The sequence below is a fragment of the Bordetella genomosp. 6 genome (genome assembly GCF_002119705.1).
Taxonomy (GTDB): domain Bacteria; phylum Pseudomonadota; class Gammaproteobacteria; order Burkholderiales; family Burkholderiaceae_B; genus Bordetella; species Bordetella bronchiseptica_F.
This window is the reverse complement of the sequence record NZ_CP021107.1, coordinates 5,098,864-5,113,526: the sequence shown is the minus strand read 5'-3', so window position 1 is coordinate 5,113,526 and position 14,663 is coordinate 5,098,864. Positions and strand designations below refer to the sequence as shown.

Below are 14,663 nucleotides of genomic sequence, written 5' to 3'. Positions count from 1 at the left end.
GGCGCTCAGCCAGGCGGCGGGCTGGCCGGCAGGCGCAACCGGAAAGTGGAGCCGGCCAGCCCGCCGCCCGATGGCGGGCTGATGACCTCGGCCCGGCCACCCAGCCGTTCGGCGACGGTGCGCACGAAGGCAAGCCCCAGGCCCGCGCCGTCCACGTCGTTCGAGCCGGCGGTGTTGACGCGCGTAAAGGGCTGGAAGATCTGCAGCTGGTCCTGGGGAGCGATGCCAGGTCCTTCGTCCTGGATCGAAGCCACCCAGTCATCGGCCTCACGTACGACCGTGCAGCGGATGCGGCTATCGGACGGACTGAACTTGATGGCGTTGTCCAGCAGGTTGCTCAGGGCACGCCGCAGCAAGGTGTCGTCGCCGCGCACCAGGGCAATGGGCAGGGGTTCATCGATCTCGATGCGGATGCCGCGTGCGCGCGCCGGCGCCCAGAAATCGTCGGTCGCCTCGCGCAACAGCTCGCTCAGGTCCAACTCCGTCGGCGCGATCTTCATGGATTCCGCACGCGTCAGGTGGACGAAATCGTCGACCAGCCGCAACGTGCGGTTGGCCAGCATCGCGATACGTGCCAGCGCGTCGCGCTGCTGCGCGCCATCGGGCGACTCCTGGTTCATGGCCACCAGGGCCAGTATCGAATTCTGCGGCGCGCGCATGTCGTGCGAAATGAAGCGCAGCGTCTCCTCCCGCTTGCGCTCGGCCTGTCGTATGACGGTGATATCCGTCAGGGTGGCAACCGTGCCGGCGAAAGCGCCCTCGTCGGTGCGGATGGGCGCGCACTTCAGGATCAGGTCGCGTCCGGCCTGGTCGCGGACCTCCATGTCCACGTTCCATGGCGAATCCTGTGCATCGGGCGGCGTATGCCGCAGGGTCTCGGTCAAGGCCTGGCGGTTGCGTTCGTCGGTGATGGCGCGCTGGAACAGATCGGCGGCCAACTGGCCATGGCGCGGGGCGCGCAACCCCAGGCTGCGAAAGTACTGGATCGCCGCGCGGTTGCGAAACTGCAGCCGGCCGCGCGGGTCGAACACCAGCGTCGCGTCGGGCATGCCGTCCAGGCCATCGGTCAGGAAGCGCCGCAGGTTGCGCACGCGCGCCAGCGCTTCGCGCAACTTGCCCAGGCGGTCCTCCAGCGAACGGTTCACCAGCAGCGTGTGGGTGCGGCCTTCGTTGAGCACCGGCGGATACTCGCGCTGCAGCCGCTTGAGTTCGTTGTCCATGTAGCGCAGCACGGCTTCCTGGCTGCGCCAGCTCCAGATCGGATAGCACAGCGCCAGCACCAGCATCGTGGCCGTCGGCGGAAACCACACTTGGCCAAAGCGCAGGGCCAGATAGGTGGCCGGCAACACGGCCAGCAATATGGCGCCGTTGAGCACCAGCGCCGCCTTGGGCGAGAGAACCCGCAGGCCCAGGCACAGCAGCAGTACGGGCAGCGCCGCGGCCAGTGCGTTATGCCAGGGGCTGGCGACGGTATAGGAAATGTTCTGGCGCGCGGCCTGCAGCATGTTGCCGATGATCTCCACGCCCGCCATGCCGTTGGCCTGGTGCGAGACGGGCGTGGGGAATGCATCGGTCAGGCCCGTTGCCCACGATCCCACCAGCACGTACTTGCCGCGGATCCACTCGGGCGGTACGTTGCCCTGCAGGACGCTGATGTACGACACCGTGCGCAAATGGCCGGGCGGGCCGGCGTACGGAATGCGGGTCTGGCCCGCCGCCAGTTGCGCGGTGGCAAACCGCAGGGCCTGTTGCGCCTCGCCGCCCACGCTCATCAGCGACAGCGAGAAATGCGGCCATAGCGCGGTGCCGACCTGGGCCGTCCAGATCGAGCGCCGCAGCACGCCGTCGGTATCGAGCTCGACATTGATGAAGCCCAGCGCGGCGGCGGCCTGCGCCAGCGACTCGAGCGGTGGCTCGTGGCCTGTCGCGCGCGGCAGGCGATTGAGCACCACTGGCAGCACTACCTTGCCGTTGCGGCGGATGGCGTCGGCCAGTTGCGCGTCGACCTCGGGATCGGCGCGGTCGGGTTCGGCAAAGATGATATCCAGGCCTACCGCGCGGGCCTCGCCCAGCTTGTCCAGCAGCGCCGCGTGCACGGTCCTGCTCCAGGGCCAGCGCCCCAGCGTGGCGATACTGTCGTCGTCGATCATGACGATCAGGATTTCGGGGCTGGCCGGCCGGCCCGACAGCGACACGGCCCGGTCGTACAGTGTCTGGTCGATGCGGCCCATGCCGCCCAGGGCGCCCAGCAGTCCCGCGATCGTCACCAGCACCATCGTCAGCATGATGCCGGTGCGCGCCGCCAGCCAGCGCCGGGCGGGGGAGTCGGGCATGGGGCGGCGGCGCACCTTAGAATTCGCTGAGCAGCACCAGGTCGCCGGTGCCGGTGGCTACGGACAGGCCATAGGGCGTGGACAGCACATTGGCGCCTTCGAAAGGCTGCATGGCTTCGCGCCCGTTCAAACCGGAGGCATCCACGGCGCGAACTGCCACGTAGTACGTTCCGGCGCCAGGCGCGCGGAACCGCACATCGTTGGTATCGAACCGGTCGGACGCCACCACGTGCATGCCCTCCGCGTCGCGCGAAACCTTCACTATATAGGCGGAAGCGCCGGGGACGGGCGCAAACGGCACCGTCCAGCCGCCCGAGGAGGCGCGGGCCGGGGTCTGCAGGTCGGGGGCGGGCAGCAGGGCCTGCACGCCCGAGAACGCGCCGTCGCTGCCGATATTGGCGCCGTAGCCCGAGGCCACGGCTACCGGCGTGGCCGGCGCGGCGTCAGGGGCGTGCGGCTGCAGGCGCACGCTGCCTTCCAGGACTTCGCTGCTGGCGCCCTGGGGGCCGCTCTTGACGCGGAAGCGGGTGCCGCGCACGCCCGTGACCGCCACCGGTGTGCGGATCTCGAAGCGGCCAACGCCCTGGCCGCCCGGGGCCACGCGTGACTCGAGTTCGCCTTGCTGTACCTGGAAGATCGAATCGGTAAGCGGCACGCGCTGGAATTGGCGCAGGCGGTTGGCCGCCACCGTGCCGTTTTCGGGAATCGTCACCTGGCTGCCATCGGACAGCTTCAGGGTAACGAAGCTGCCGGACGCGGTCCTGATGGTGCTGCCTTCGACGATCTGCATGCCCACCTGCAGGGCCTGGCCGTCGGCGGTGGCGTTACCGGTGACGTGGACCACCTCGGCGCCTGCCGCCTGCACCGGAATCATGGCCAGCGGAATGCGCAGTTCGAGGGCGATCGGCAGGCGCTGCGGATCATCCACCCGGTTCAGCGTCTGCAGGACCGACCAGTTGGATTCATTGCCAGTGTAAGTGCTTGCTAGCGCTATAAGCGTATCGCCAGCGCGCACTCGGTAAAGAAAATTCTCTCCCAGGCTGCCTGCGGGCTGGGCTTGTACTGCGGCGCTGGCCACAAGGGCGCACACCAGCATGAACGCTGGCGCGAACGGCCGAATCATGAACTTCTCTCCTTGGATTAGTCGTCTTTGGCGTCGTCGCCCTGCGGCTGCGGGTCGCTGACCAATTCCAGCCGATAGCCCAGGGCATAGGACGAAGACAGGCGCACCCCATTCTGGGGGCGCAACTGCAACTTCTGGCGAATATTCGACAAATGCGTATCAAGGGTGCGCGAGGTAGCCGGGATCTCACGGTTCCACACGCTTTCCGCAAGCACGTCGCGCGAAAGCAGGCGTCCGACGTTGCGAAAAAACAACTGCGCGAGCTCGAACTCCTTGGGCGGCAGGGGTACGACCTGACCGTCCAGGGCGATGGAGCGCTCATTGGGATCGATGCGATAGCCCGCGACCGAGAACGGCAGATAGTCGGGCAGGGCGCCCTGGCTGCGGCGCAGCAGGGCCGCCACGCGCGCCAGCAATTCGGCTGGCCGCATGGGCTTTACGATGTAGTCGTCGGCGCCGGCCTGCAGACCCTGCACCAGGTCGCTTTCCTGGTCACGGCTGGTCAGGAAAATGATCGGCACGGCAAAGCCGTAGCTTGCGCGCAGCCGGCGCACGACCTCGTCGCCGTTCATGTCGGGCAACTGCCAGTCGAGCAGGATGAGGTCGAACGCCTGTACGCGCAGCGCCGCCAGCAGGTCCAGGCTGCGCGGATAGCTGGTACATGTGTATCCGGCCGCGGAGAGCACCTGCTGGATATGCTGCGCCTGGTCCAGATCGTCTTCGAGCGACGCAATTTTCATTCGTTGTGACACAGAGCGATGCTCGCACGGCAGACTGCGAGCAGGTTACGGACGAGGTCGGGCTCCGGTGCGGCGAACCGCGCGTTCGCCAATCTTTCACGAGCGCATCTGGGTTCCCAGAAGCTTATTGTTCGCATATTGGCGTAGGCGTCATCCAAAAGTGTATGGAACCCTGACCAAACGCATGATAACCCGTGGCTCTTGTTACATCGTCTCCAATGAGCATAAGTGTCAAACATTGCAAAGTTGACAAATGTTGACTGGCTCTATTGCGCAACACCGCGCCACACTGTCTCAAATGCGTACAGGCGCGCGCTTTCCCTTTTGAGCGCCTGAAAGCCGGCCGCGAACCCCGCGGACTGGCAGGGATTCGTTATGAAGCAATTGAGCACGTTGATCATGACGCCCGACGACGCCGATCGCGACCGCATCATTGCAGCAATGTTGCTGGCCGGGATATCGGCCAAGGGCTGTTCCACGCCCCTGGAGCTGTTCGGGCTGTTGAGTGAGGATACCTACGACGCGGTCGTGATGGACATTTCCGAACTGGGCGAGTTGGGCTACGCCCTGGTGGCGCGCCTGCGCGGCTCGCCGGAACTGGGCATCGTCGTCATTGGCGGCAATCTGACCCTGGATGCGCGCCTGCGCTGCCTGCAAAGCGGCGCGGACGCTTGCGTGCCGCTGCCGGCCGACGAGCGCGAACTGGCATGCGTACTGCTTGCCCTGGCGCGGCGCCTGCCCGCCTGGCAGGAAGAGGAAGAGAGCGCCCCGCAACGGGGTACCGACGAGGGTTGGGAGCTGCGCGACCAGGACTGGACGCTCGTGGCGCCTGGCGGGGAAGAACTGTCGCTGTCGGCCAACGAGCGGCAGATCGTCCGCTTGCTGCTGGGCGCGGCCGGGCGCGCCATCGGCCGCGCGGAATTGGCCAGCGAGCTGGCCGTCGAAGGTCCGGCGGTGCGTTCCACCGGCGAGCGCAGCATCGACGTCATCGTCAGCCGGCTGCGCCGCAAGGCCGAGCTGGCCGGCCTGGTGCTTCCCATCCGGACCGTATACGGCAGCGGCTACCTGTTCGCCAACTCCTAGGAGCGCGGGGCGCCGTTCGAGGCCGGCCGCTATGCCGGCACCAGTTCCACCGTCAGGTGCCGGACTTCGTGGATCGGCGACACTCTTTCCCGTATCTGGCTGACGGTGACGTCGCGGCCAGCCACGACGCTCACGATCGCGGCATGGGCTTCGGGACCGATCTGCCAGACATGCAGGTCGGCGACCGTGGCGTCACCCGCGGTTTCGACGGCGTCGCGGACCTCCGCTTCCAGGCGGTGGTCGGCCTTGTCCAGCAGGATGGCGCCCGTGTCGCGCATCAAGGTCCAGGCCCAGCGCGCAATGACGATGGCTCCGACCATTCCTATCACCGGGTCGAGCCAGATCCAGCCGAGATAGCGGCCGGCCAGCAGCGCGACGATGGCCAGGACGGAAGTCAGCGCATCCGCGAGCACATGGACATAGGCGGACCTCAGGTTGTGGTCATGGCCGTGCGGGCGGCGTGCATGCCCATGCTGATGGTGTTCGGCGTGGGCATGGCCGCCGCCCAGAAGCAGCGCGCTCACGAGATTCACGCCCAGGCCGACGACAGCGATGAGCGTGGCTTCGCCGAACGCCACGTTGGTCGGCTGAATCAGCCTGATGGCCGATTCGACCCCGATGGCCAGCGACACCATGGCCAGCATGAGCGCGGATGCAAAACCGGCAAGCTCTCCTACTTTGCCGGTGCCGAAGCTGAACGCCCGGTTGTCGGCGTTGCGCTTCGCGTAGGCATAGGCGACGGCGGCAAGACCCAGGGCGCCCGCGTGCGTTGCCATGTGGAAGCCGTCGGCCAACAGCGCCATCGAGCCCGTGACGTACCCGGCGACGATTTCGCCGACCATCATGGCCAGCGTCAACAGGACGACCCATCTTGTCCTCCTGGCATTTTCGTCATGCGCGGAGCCCAGGAACGAATGGCCATGCCGGCCTGGCGGGGACGGAGGCTGGATGTCCATGGTCTTCACTTTGAATAGCGCCGGATGGCGCTGACCAGCGCCTCCAGGCCCTTGCTGCGCGCATCTGGCGTCAGGTCAGGGTGCGCCACGTGTTCGCGGGCATGCGCCTCGAGGATTTCATCCAGGAGGCCATTGAGCGCGCCTCGCGTGGCGGCCACCAGATGGAGAATGGTTTCGCAATCGGCCCCGGCTTCCAGCGAGCGCTGGATGGCCTGCACCTGGCCCGCGATCCGCTGCGTCCGTTTGAGAAGTTCGTCTTTGTGGTCTGATAGGTGTGACATAGCATACCCCCCTAGGGTACAAAAATCATAACACCCCCGAGCGCGGGAGGCGGCGATCGGTCCGCGGCAGACGTTTTCCGCGAGGGCGCGTCGCGCCAGGGCCACAGACGCTGCCGCCACCTCGCGGCGGTGCAAAATTCGGGCGTTCGCCTTTGACAGGCGAGGATAACTAAGTTAAGCTGAAGGGCTTACTGCTTTATCTGCATGCAATTTTCGGCATGGCAGGTTCAAGCCGGTAATGCCCATACATCGATCGGTCTGAAGCCAGCCAACCCATGAACGGGTGGCAAAGGCTTGCGCCAGCTTCCGGAAGCATGTTGCAGGTTTTCCGGGCCGGGGTGCGTCACGAGCCCTCTATCCTGGATGCATCGATCGTCGTAAGGCACCGCCGGCCTGGCCATGCAGTGTTGTACGCATTATTTGTCTGCAAGACCCGCTCTTTTACGTAAACGAACGTTTGAGGCGGTTTTGCGTGAACTGCCTCCCCCTCGCTTGGGGCCAGATTGGTCGCCGAATGCTGGGAGGGTGCGAGTACGTAAGTACTTACCAGTGGTACGTAAAAGGGATTTCAAAGGTCATGCCTACCATTAGCCAGCTCGTGCGCAAGCCGCGCGAAGTCAGCATCATCAAGAGCAAGAGCCCCGCGCTCGAGAACTGCCCGCAGCGTCGCGGCGTTTGCACTCGCGTCTACACCACCACCCCCAAGAAGCCGAACTCCGCGCTGCGTAAGGTTGCCAAGGTGCGTCTGACCAACGGTTACGAAGTCATTTCGTACATCGGCGGTGAAGGCCACAACCTGCAGGAGCACTCGGTGGTTCTGGTGCGTGGCGGTCGTGTCAAGGACTTGCCCGGTGTGCGTTATCACATCGTGCGCGGTTCCCTCGACCTGCAAGGCGTCAAGGATCGCAAACAGGCCCGTTCGAAGTACGGCGCCAAGCGTCCGAAGAAGGCCTGAGCTCTATAGCAGTACCCCAGGTTGCGGATGTCCGCGGCCCGGAAAGTGCAGCTGCGTCCTTCGCATTGCGAAGACAGCGCAGCATGTAAGGGGTCGTCCCTCTAGGCGGCCATGGCCGTGTCAAGAGACGCGGTTCAACTGAACAGACACAAGGAAGCAAAAATGCCCCGTCGTCGCGAAGTACCCAAGCGCGAGATTCTGCCCGATCCCAAGTTCGGCAGCGTCGAACTCGCCAAATTCATGAACGTTGTGATGCTGGACGGCAAGAAGGCCGTCGCCGAGCGCATTATCTACGGTGCCCTCGAGCAAGTGCAGACCAAGACCGGCAAGGATGCCATCGAGGTCTTCAACCTGGCCATCAACAACATCAAGCCGATCGTCGAAGTGAAGAGCCGCCGCGTGGGCGGTGCCAACTATCAGGTGCCGGTTGAAGTGCGCCCCGTGCGCCGCCTGGCCCTGGCTATGCGTTGGCTCCGTGAAGCCGCCAAGAAGCGTGGCGAGAAATCGATGGATATGCGTTTGGCTGGAGAACTCATCGACGCCTCCGAAGGTCGTGGCGCCGCGATGAAGAAACGCGAAGACACGCACAAGATGGCCGAGGCCAACAAGGCCTTCAGCCATTTCCGCTGGTAAATTAAGGACTACCTACCATGGCCCGCAAAACCCCGATCGAGCGCTATCGCAACATTGGTATCTCTGCGCACATCGATGCAGGGAAAACCACCACCACCGAACGCATCCTGTTCTACACCGGCGTCAACCACAAACTTGGCGAAACCCATGACGGCTCGGCCACCATGGACTGGATGGAGCAAGAGCAAGAGCGTGGCATCACCATTACGTCGGCTGCTACGACGGCGTTTTGGCGTGGCATGGCCGGCAACTATCCCGAACACCGCATCAACATCATCGACACCCCGGGGCACGTGGACTTCACCATCGAGGTGGAGCGTTCCATGCGCGTCCTGGACGGCGCCTGCATGGTGTACTGCGCGGTGGGCGGCGTGCAGCCGCAGTCCGAAACCGTATGGCGCCAGGCCAACAAGTACGGCGTGCCCCGCCTGGCCTTCGTCAACAAGATGGACCGCACCGGCGCGAATTTCTTCAAGGTCTATGACCAGCTGAAGACGCGCCTGCGCGCCAACCCCGTGCCCATCGTGATCCCGATCGGCGCCGAAGACTCGTTCACCGGCGTGGTCGACCTGATCAAGATGAAAGCGATCATCTGGGATGAGGCCAGCCAGGGCACCAAGTTCGAATACGGCGACATTCCGGCCGAGCTGGAAGGCACGGCCAACGAGTGGCGCGAGAAGCTGGTGGAAGCCGCCGCCGAGTCGTCCGAGGAACTGATGAACAAGTACCTCGAGACCGGTTCGCTGGACGAAGACGACATCAACGTCGCGCTGCGCCAGCGCACCATCGCCGGCGAAATCCAGCCGATGCTGTGCGGCACCGCGTTCAAGAACAAGGGCGTGCAGCGCATGCTCGACGCCGTGATCGATTATCTGCCTTCGCCGGCGGACATCCCCCCGGTCGACGGCCAGGACGACGATGGCAACCCCATCAAGCGCAGCGCCGACGATTCCGAGAAGTTCTCGGCGCTGGCGTTCAAGCTGATGAGCGATCCGTTCGTGGGCCAGCTGACCTTCGTGCGCGTGTATTCGGGCGTGCTGAAGTCGGGCGATACCGTCTACAACCCCATCAAGGGCAAGAAAGAGCGTATCGGTCGCCTGCTGCAGATGCATGCCAACAACCGCGAAGAGATCAAGGAAGTGCTGGCCGGCGACATCGCCGCCGTGGTGGGCCTGAAGGATGTCACCACCGGCGAGACGCTGTGCGACATCGATTCGCACATCCTGCTCGAGCGCATGGAGTTTCCCGAGCCCGTGATTTCGCAGGCCGTCGAACCCAAGTCGAAGGCCGACCAGGAAAAGATGGGCCTGGCGCTGTCGCGCCTGGCGCAGGAAGATCCGTCGTTCCGCGTGCGCAGCGACGAGGAGTCCGGCCAGACCATCATTTCCGGCATGGGCGAGCTGCACCTGGAAATCCTGGTCGATCGCATGCGCCGTGAATTCGGCGTGGAAGCCAACGTCGGCAAGCCGCAAGTGGCCTACCGCGAAACCATCCGCAAGAACTGCGACGAAGTGGAAGGCAAGTTCGTCAAGCAGTCGGGCGGGCGCGGCCAGTACGGCCACGTCGTGCTCAAGCTGGAACCCCTGCCCCCGGGCGGCGGCTACGAATTCGTGGACGCCATCAAGGGCGGCGTGGTGCCGCGCGAGTACATCCCGGCGGTCGACAAGGGCATCCAGGAAACGCTGCCCGCGGGCATCCTGGCCGGCTACCCGGTCGTGGATGTGAAGGCGACGCTGTTCTTCGGTTCGTACCACGATGTGGACTCGAACGAAAACGCGTTCAAGATGGCGGCTTCGATGGCCTTCAAGGAAGGCATGCGGCGCGCCAGCCCGGTCCTGCTGGAGCCGATGATGGCTGTGGAAGTGGAAACGCCGGAAGACTACGCCGGTACCGTGATGGGCGACCTGTCGTCCCGCCGCGGTATGGTGCAGGGCATGGACGACGTCGTCGGCGGCGGCAAGACCATCAAGGCCGAGGTTCCCCTGGCCGAGATGTTCGGGTACGCCACCAACCTGCGTTCGCTCACGCAAGGTCGCGCCACCTACACGATGGAATTCAAGCATTACGCCGAAGCGCCCAAGAACGTCGCTGACGAAGTCATCGCCGCTCGGGGCAAGTAAGTAACCGTCGCCGCGCTTTCAGGTTGGAAGCGCGGCACAACAACCAAGTTTCCTTGAAAGTCAAAGGATAGAAATCATGGCAAAAGGCAAGTTTGAACGTACCAAGCCGCACGTGAACGTGGGTACGATTGGTCACGTTGACCACGGCAAAACGACGTTGACGGCGGCGATCACGACGGTGCTGTCGAACAAGTTCGGCGGCGAGGCTCGCGGCTACGACCAGATTGACGCGGCGCCGGAAGAAAAGGCGCGTGGCATCACGATCAACACCTCGCACGTTGAGTACGAGACGGAGACGCGTCACTACGCGCACGTTGACTGCCCGGGCCACGCTGACTACGTGAAGAACATGATCACGGGTGCTGCGCAGATGGACGGCGCGATCCTGGTGGTGTCGGCCGCTGACGGCCCGATGCCGCAGACGCGCGAGCACATTCTGCTGTCGCGCCAGGTTGGCGTGCCGTACATCATCGTGTTCCTGAACAAGGCGGACATGGTCGATGACGCGGAGCTGCTCGAGCTGGTGGAGATGGAAGTCCGCGAACTGCTGAGCAAGTACGACTTCCCGGGCGATGACACGCCGATCGTGAAGGGTTCGGCCAAGCTGGCGCTGGAAGGCGACAAGGGCGAACTGGGCGAGCAGGCGATTCTGTCGCTGGCGCAAGCGCTGGACACGTACATCCCGACGCCTGAGCGCGCGGTCGACGGTGCGTTCCTGATGCCGGTGGAAGACGTGTTCTCGATCTCGGGCCGTGGCACGGTGGTGACCGGCCGTATCGAGCGTGGCGTGGTCAAGGTTGGCGAGGAAATCGAAATCGTGGGCATCAAGCCGACGGTGAAGACGACCTGCACGGGCGTGGAAATGTTCCGCAAGCTGCTGGACCAGGGCCAGGCGGGCGACAACGTGGGCATTCTGCTGCGCGGCACCAAGCGTGAAGACGTCGAGCGTGGCCAGGTGCTGGCCAAGCCGGGTTCGATCAACCCGCACACGGACTTCACGGCCGAGGTGTACATTCTGTCCAAGGAAGAGGGTGGCCGTCACACGCCGTTCTTCAACGGCTATCGTCCGCAGTTCTACTTCCGCACGACGGACGTGACCGGCACGATCGACCTGCCGGCGGACAAGGAAATGGTGTTGCCGGGCGACAACGTGTCGATGACCGTCAAGCTGCTGGCCCCGATCGCCATGGAAGAAGGTCTGCGGTTCGCCATCCGTGAAGGCGGCCGCACCGTCGGCGCCGGCGTCGTCGCCAAGATCATCAAGTAAAGCAGTACCCAACCAGCGAGGGCGGTAGTCGCCGCCTTCGCTTTTCGTTCTTTAGGAAACGCCATGAAAAACCAAAAGATCCGCATCCGTCTGAAGGCTTTCGATTACAAGCTGATCGATCAGTCCGCGGCGGAAATTGTCGACACCGCCAAGCGTACCGGCGCTGTCGTGCGCGGTCCGGTTCCGCTGCCCACGCGTATCCGTCGTTACGACGTGCTGCGTTCGCCCCACGTCAACAAGACGTCGCGCGACCAGTTCGAGATCCGTACCCATCAGCGCCTGATGGACATCGTGGATCCCACCGACAAGACCGTTGACGCGCTGATGCGTCTGGACCTGCCGGCTGGCGTCGACGTCGAAATCGCGTTGCAGTAAGACGTGTCCGGGTGGCGCTCCTGTGGCGCGACTCGTGAAAAATGGCCGCATTCCCTCGGGAGTGCGGCCATTTTGCTTTGGCGCGTAAGCCATGCCGCGGCGTCGGCGCCACAGTTTGCCCGCGGTGCGGGCCTGTTTGGCTAAGTGCTTGTGTTGCCAGGAAAAAGCATGCTAATATGCGAGACTTGCCATTTTGTGGCGAGAGAAACTATGGGCGCGCGCAACAGGCCGCCAGCTAGCCATCGGCTGGCCGGGGTTCGGGGCGGCGTTCCAGGTTACTTAGTCCTGTAGGGCGCTGGCCGTTACCCGGCGCCTGATTAGCCCCGACCAATCGCAGTCGGGAATGGAGAAAACAATGTCGAATTCGACGCCCACGCCCGCCGCCCATCGGCTGGGTCTGGTGGGTCGCAAGGTCGGCATGACCCGTATTTTCACGGAGGATGGCGAGTCCATCCCTGTGACTGTGCTGGACGTGTCGAACAACCGTGTGACCCAAGTCAAGTCCCTGGAATCCGACGGCTACGCCGCCATCCAAGTGACTTATGGCACCCGCCGCGCCACGCGCGTGGTCAAGCCGCAAGCCGGCCACTACGCCAAGGCTGGCGCGGAAGCCGGTAGCATCCTGAAGGAATTCCGCCTCGATCCCGCTCGCGCCGCCGAATTTGCGGCTGGTGCGGTCATCGCCGTGGAATCCGTGTTCGAAGCCGGCCAGCAGGTCGACGTCACGGGCACCAGCATCGGTAAGGGTTTCGCCGGTACGATCAAGCGCCACAACTTCGGTTCGCAGCGCGCCTCGCACGGTAACTCGCGCTCGCACCGCGTCCCCGGCTCGATCGGCCAGGCGCAGGATCCGGGCCGTATTTTCCCCGGCAAGCGCATGTCCGGCCATATGGGTGACGTCACCCGTACCGTTCAAAACCTCGACGTGGTTCGCGTCGATGCCGAACGCGGCCTGCTGATGGTCAAGGGCGCTGTCCCGGGCCACGCCGGCGGTGATGTCATCGTGCGTCCGGCTATCAAGGCGCCGGCCAAGAAGGGGGCGTAAGTAAATGGATCTCAAGCTCCTGAATGACCAAGGTCAGGCCGCTACGTTCAGCGCGCCCGACACCATCTTCGGTCGCGACTTCAACGAAGCGCTGGTTCACCAGATCGTGGTGGCCTTCCAGGCCAATGCCCGCAGCGGCAACCGCGCTCAGAAGGACCGTGCCGAAGTCAAGCACTCCACCAAGAAGCCCTGGCGCCAGAAGGGTACCGGCCGCGCTCGCGCCGGTATGACCTCGTCGCCGCTGTGGCGTGGGGGTGGTCGCGCGTTCCCGAACTCGCCTGAAGAGAACTTCAGCCAGAAGGTCAACAAGAAGATGTACCGCGCCGGGATCCGCTCGATTCTGTCGCAGTTGGCCCGTGAAGACCGCGTCGCCGTCGTCGATACGTTCACGCTCGAATCGCCCAAGACCAAGCTGGCTGCCGCCAAGCTGAAGAGCCTGGGCCTGGATTCGGTCCTGATCATCACCGACAACGTCGATGAGAATGTTTATCTCGCCACGCGCAACCTGCCGCACGTTGCCGTGGTCGAGCCCCGCTATGCCGATCCGTTGTCGCTGATCCACTACAAGAAAGTGCTGATCACCAAGCCGGCCATCGCGCAACTCGAGGAGATGCTGGGATGAATGCCGAACGCTTGATGCAAGTCATTCTGGCACCGATCGTGACCGAAAAGGCCACCTTCGTTGCCGAGAAGAATCAGCAAGTCGCTTTCCGTGTCGTGGCTGACGCTACCAAGCCGGAAATCAAGGCTGCCGTCGAACTGCTGTTCAAGGTGCAGGTCGAATCCGTGCAGGTCCTCAACCGTAAGGGCAAAGTCAAGCGCTTTGGCCGCTTCGTTGGCCGTCGTCGCAATGAGCGCAAGGCCTATGTCGCGCTCAAGGACGGCCAGGAAATCGACTTTGCGGAGGTGAAGTAAATGGCCCTCGTTAAAGTCAAACCGACCTCGGCTGGCCGCCGTGGCATGGTGAAGGTCGTCAGCCCGAAGCTGCACAAGGGCGCGCCTCACGCTGCGCTGCTCGAGAAGAAGACCCGTGGCTCGGGCCGTAACAACAACGGCCACATCACGGTTCGCCATCGTGGCGGCGGTCACAAGCAGCACTACCGCGTTGTCGACTTCCGTCGCAACAAGGACGGCATCCCGGCCAAGGTCGAGCGCCTGGAATACGACCCCAACCGTACCGCGCATATCGCACTGCTGTGCTATGCCGACGGCGAGCGTCGCTACATCATCGCGCCGCGCGGCCTGGAAGTGGGCGCCACGCTGATCTCGGGCATCGAAGCCCCGATCCGCGCCGGCAACACCCTGCCGATCCGCAACATCCCGGTGGGCACGACGATTCACTGCATCGAAATGATCCCTGGCAAGGGTGCCCAGATGGCCCGTTCGGCCGGCGCTTCCGCCGTCCTGATGGCCCGTGAAGGCACGTACGCCCAGGTGCGCCTGCGCTCCGGCGAAGTGCGCCGCGTGCACATCGAATGCCGCGCCACCATCGGTGAAGTCGGCAACGAAGAACATAGCCTGCGCCAGATCGGCAAGGCCGGCGCCATGCGCTGGCGTGGTGTTCGTCCGACGGTTCGTGGCGTTGCCATGAACCCGATCGATCACCCGCACGGCGGTGGTGAAGGCCGTACCGGCGAAGCTCGCGAACCGGTGAGCCCGTGGGGTACCCCGGCGAAGGGCTTCAAGACCCGTCGCAACAAGCGGACGAACAATATGATCGTCCAACGGCGCAAGCGCAAGTAAGAGGCGAAC

15 protein-coding genes are annotated in these 14,663 nt (G+C 64.2%); 10 read left to right on the top strand and 5 right to left on the bottom strand.

Going from position 1 to position 14,663, the window contains the following annotated elements:
• Positions 1-5: 5 nt before the first annotated feature.
• The 3 genes from CAL11_RS24090 to CAL11_RS24080 are packed head-to-tail and all read right to left on the bottom strand — an operon-like array spanning position 6 to position 4,196.
• A complete protein-coding gene (locus CAL11_RS24090; protein ID WP_086094463.1) occupies positions 6-2,333 on the bottom strand; it encodes a CHASE2 domain-containing protein in 2,328 nt (775 codons plus the stop codon).
• Positions 2,334-2,349: 16 nt separating this feature from the next.
• Positions 2,350-3,456 (bottom strand): FecR domain-containing protein, encoded by a 1,107-nt coding sequence (locus CAL11_RS24085; RefSeq protein ID WP_086094462.1) that lies wholly within the window; start codon positions 3,454-3,456, stop codon positions 2,350-2,352.
• A 17-nt stretch (positions 3,457-3,473) separates the two neighbouring features.
• Positions 3,474-4,196, bottom strand: coding sequence for a response regulator transcription factor (locus tag CAL11_RS24080; protein ID WP_033465721.1), 723 nt, complete (start codon positions 4,194-4,196; stop codon positions 3,474-3,476).
• 375 nt (positions 4,197-4,571) lie between these two features.
• Between CAL11_RS24080 and CAL11_RS24075 the strand changes: the two genes are divergently transcribed.
• Entirely contained in the window at positions 4,572-5,279 is a 708-nt protein-coding gene (locus CAL11_RS24075; protein WP_033465723.1) for a response regulator transcription factor, read from the top strand.
• A gap of 29 nt (positions 5,280-5,308) precedes the next feature.
• On the opposite strand, the gene dmeF is transcribed toward CAL11_RS24075, so the two are convergent.
• Together dmeF and CAL11_RS24065 are read right to left on the bottom strand one after the other, a co-directional pair.
• On the bottom strand, positions 5,309-6,235 hold the full coding sequence (gene dmeF, locus CAL11_RS24070; protein ID WP_086094682.1) for a CDF family Co(II)/Ni(II) efflux transporter DmeF: 927 nt from the start codon (positions 6,233-6,235) through the stop codon (positions 5,309-5,311).
• A 5-nt stretch (positions 6,236-6,240) separates the two neighbouring features.
• Positions 6,241-6,516, bottom strand: coding sequence for a metal/formaldehyde-sensitive transcriptional repressor (locus CAL11_RS24065; RefSeq protein WP_068924430.1), 276 nt, complete (start codon positions 6,514-6,516; stop codon positions 6,241-6,243).
• Positions 6,517-7,093: 577 nt separating this feature from the next.
• Between CAL11_RS24065 and rpsL the strand changes: the two genes are divergently transcribed.
• From rpsL to rplB, 9 genes are all read left to right on the top strand, one after another.
• Positions 7,094-7,471, top strand: a complete 378-nt coding sequence (gene rpsL / locus CAL11_RS24060; RefSeq protein ID WP_005017264.1) for a 30S ribosomal protein S12 — start codon at positions 7,094-7,096, stop codon at positions 7,469-7,471.
• Positions 7,472-7,633: 162 nt separating this feature from the next.
• Positions 7,634-8,104, top strand: a complete 471-nt coding sequence (gene rpsG, locus CAL11_RS24055) for a 30S ribosomal protein S7 (protein ID WP_033465729.1) — start codon at positions 7,634-7,636, stop codon at positions 8,102-8,104.
• A 17-nt stretch (positions 8,105-8,121) separates the two neighbouring features.
• Positions 8,122-10,224, top strand: a complete 2,103-nt coding sequence (gene fusA, locus CAL11_RS24050) for an elongation factor G (protein ID WP_086094461.1) — start codon at positions 8,122-8,124, stop codon at positions 10,222-10,224.
• Between the two features lie 76 nt (positions 10,225-10,300).
• Entirely contained in the window at positions 10,301-11,491 is a 1,191-nt protein-coding gene (gene tuf / locus CAL11_RS24045) for an elongation factor Tu (RefSeq protein WP_003806883.1), read from the top strand.
• A gap of 63 nt (positions 11,492-11,554) precedes the next feature.
• Positions 11,555-11,866, top strand: a complete 312-nt coding sequence (gene rpsJ, locus CAL11_RS24040) for a 30S ribosomal protein S10 (RefSeq protein WP_003806903.1) — start codon at positions 11,555-11,557, stop codon at positions 11,864-11,866.
• A gap of 355 nt (positions 11,867-12,221) precedes the next feature.
• Complete coding sequence (gene rplC / locus CAL11_RS24035) at positions 12,222-12,911, top strand: 50S ribosomal protein L3 (protein WP_033459515.1); 690 nt, start codon at positions 12,222-12,224, stop codon at positions 12,909-12,911.
• Between the two features lie 4 nt (positions 12,912-12,915).
• Positions 12,916-13,533 (top strand): 50S ribosomal protein L4, encoded by a 618-nt coding sequence (rplD, locus tag CAL11_RS24030; RefSeq protein ID WP_003806905.1) that lies wholly within the window; start codon positions 12,916-12,918, stop codon positions 13,531-13,533.
• Positions 13,530-13,826, top strand: coding sequence for a 50S ribosomal protein L23 (rplW, locus tag CAL11_RS24025; protein WP_003806906.1), 297 nt, complete (start codon positions 13,530-13,532; stop codon positions 13,824-13,826). The genes rplD and rplW overlap by 4 nt, the downstream gene beginning before the upstream one ends.
• Positions 13,827-14,654 (top strand): 50S ribosomal protein L2, encoded by an 828-nt coding sequence (rplB, locus tag CAL11_RS24020; RefSeq protein WP_033467235.1) that lies wholly within the window; start codon positions 13,827-13,829, stop codon positions 14,652-14,654. It abuts the gene before it with no gap.
• The last annotated feature ends 9 nt before the right edge of the window (positions 14,655-14,663 follow it).

Excerpts from the sequence above, each read along its gene's own strand:
- rplD (WP_003806905.1), top strand. The coding sequence starts at position 12,916 with ATGGATCTCAAGCTCCTGAATGACCAAGGTCAGGCCGCTACGTTCAGC.
- CAL11_RS24085 (WP_086094462.1), bottom strand. The coding sequence starts at position 3,456 with ATGATTCGGCCGTTCGCGCCAGCGTTCATGCTGGTGTGCGCCCTTGTG.
- rpsG (WP_033465729.1), top strand. The coding sequence starts at position 7,634 with ATGCCCCGTCGTCGCGAAGTACCCAAGCGCGAGATTCTGCCCGATCCC.
- rplB (WP_033467235.1), top strand. The coding sequence starts at position 13,827 with ATGGCCCTCGTTAAAGTCAAACCGACCTCGGCTGGCCGCCGTGGCATG.
- CAL11_RS24065 (WP_068924430.1), bottom strand. The coding sequence starts at position 6,516 with ATGTCACACCTATCAGACCACAAAGACGAACTTCTCAAACGGACGCAG.
- dmeF (WP_086094682.1), bottom strand. The coding sequence starts at position 6,235 with ATGGACATCCAGCCTCCGTCCCCGCCAGGCCGGCATGGCCATTCGTTC.
- rpsL (WP_005017264.1), top strand. The coding sequence starts at position 7,094 with ATGCCTACCATTAGCCAGCTCGTGCGCAAGCCGCGCGAAGTCAGCATC.
- CAL11_RS24090 (WP_086094463.1), bottom strand. The coding sequence starts at position 2,333 with ATGCCCGACTCCCCCGCCCGGCGCTGGCTGGCGGCGCGCACCGGCATC.
- tuf (WP_003806883.1), top strand. The coding sequence starts at position 10,301 with ATGGCAAAAGGCAAGTTTGAACGTACCAAGCCGCACGTGAACGTGGGT.
- rplC (WP_033459515.1), top strand. The coding sequence starts at position 12,222 with ATGTCGAATTCGACGCCCACGCCCGCCGCCCATCGGCTGGGTCTGGTG.
- CAL11_RS24075 (WP_033465723.1), top strand. The coding sequence starts at position 4,572 with ATGAAGCAATTGAGCACGTTGATCATGACGCCCGACGACGCCGATCGC.
- CAL11_RS24080 (WP_033465721.1), bottom strand. The coding sequence starts at position 4,196 with ATGAAAATTGCGTCGCTCGAAGACGATCTGGACCAGGCGCAGCATATC.
- rpsJ (WP_003806903.1), top strand. The coding sequence starts at position 11,555 with ATGAAAAACCAAAAGATCCGCATCCGTCTGAAGGCTTTCGATTACAAG.
- rplW (WP_003806906.1), top strand. The coding sequence starts at position 13,530 with ATGAATGCCGAACGCTTGATGCAAGTCATTCTGGCACCGATCGTGACC.
- fusA (WP_086094461.1), top strand. The coding sequence starts at position 8,122 with ATGGCCCGCAAAACCCCGATCGAGCGCTATCGCAACATTGGTATCTCT.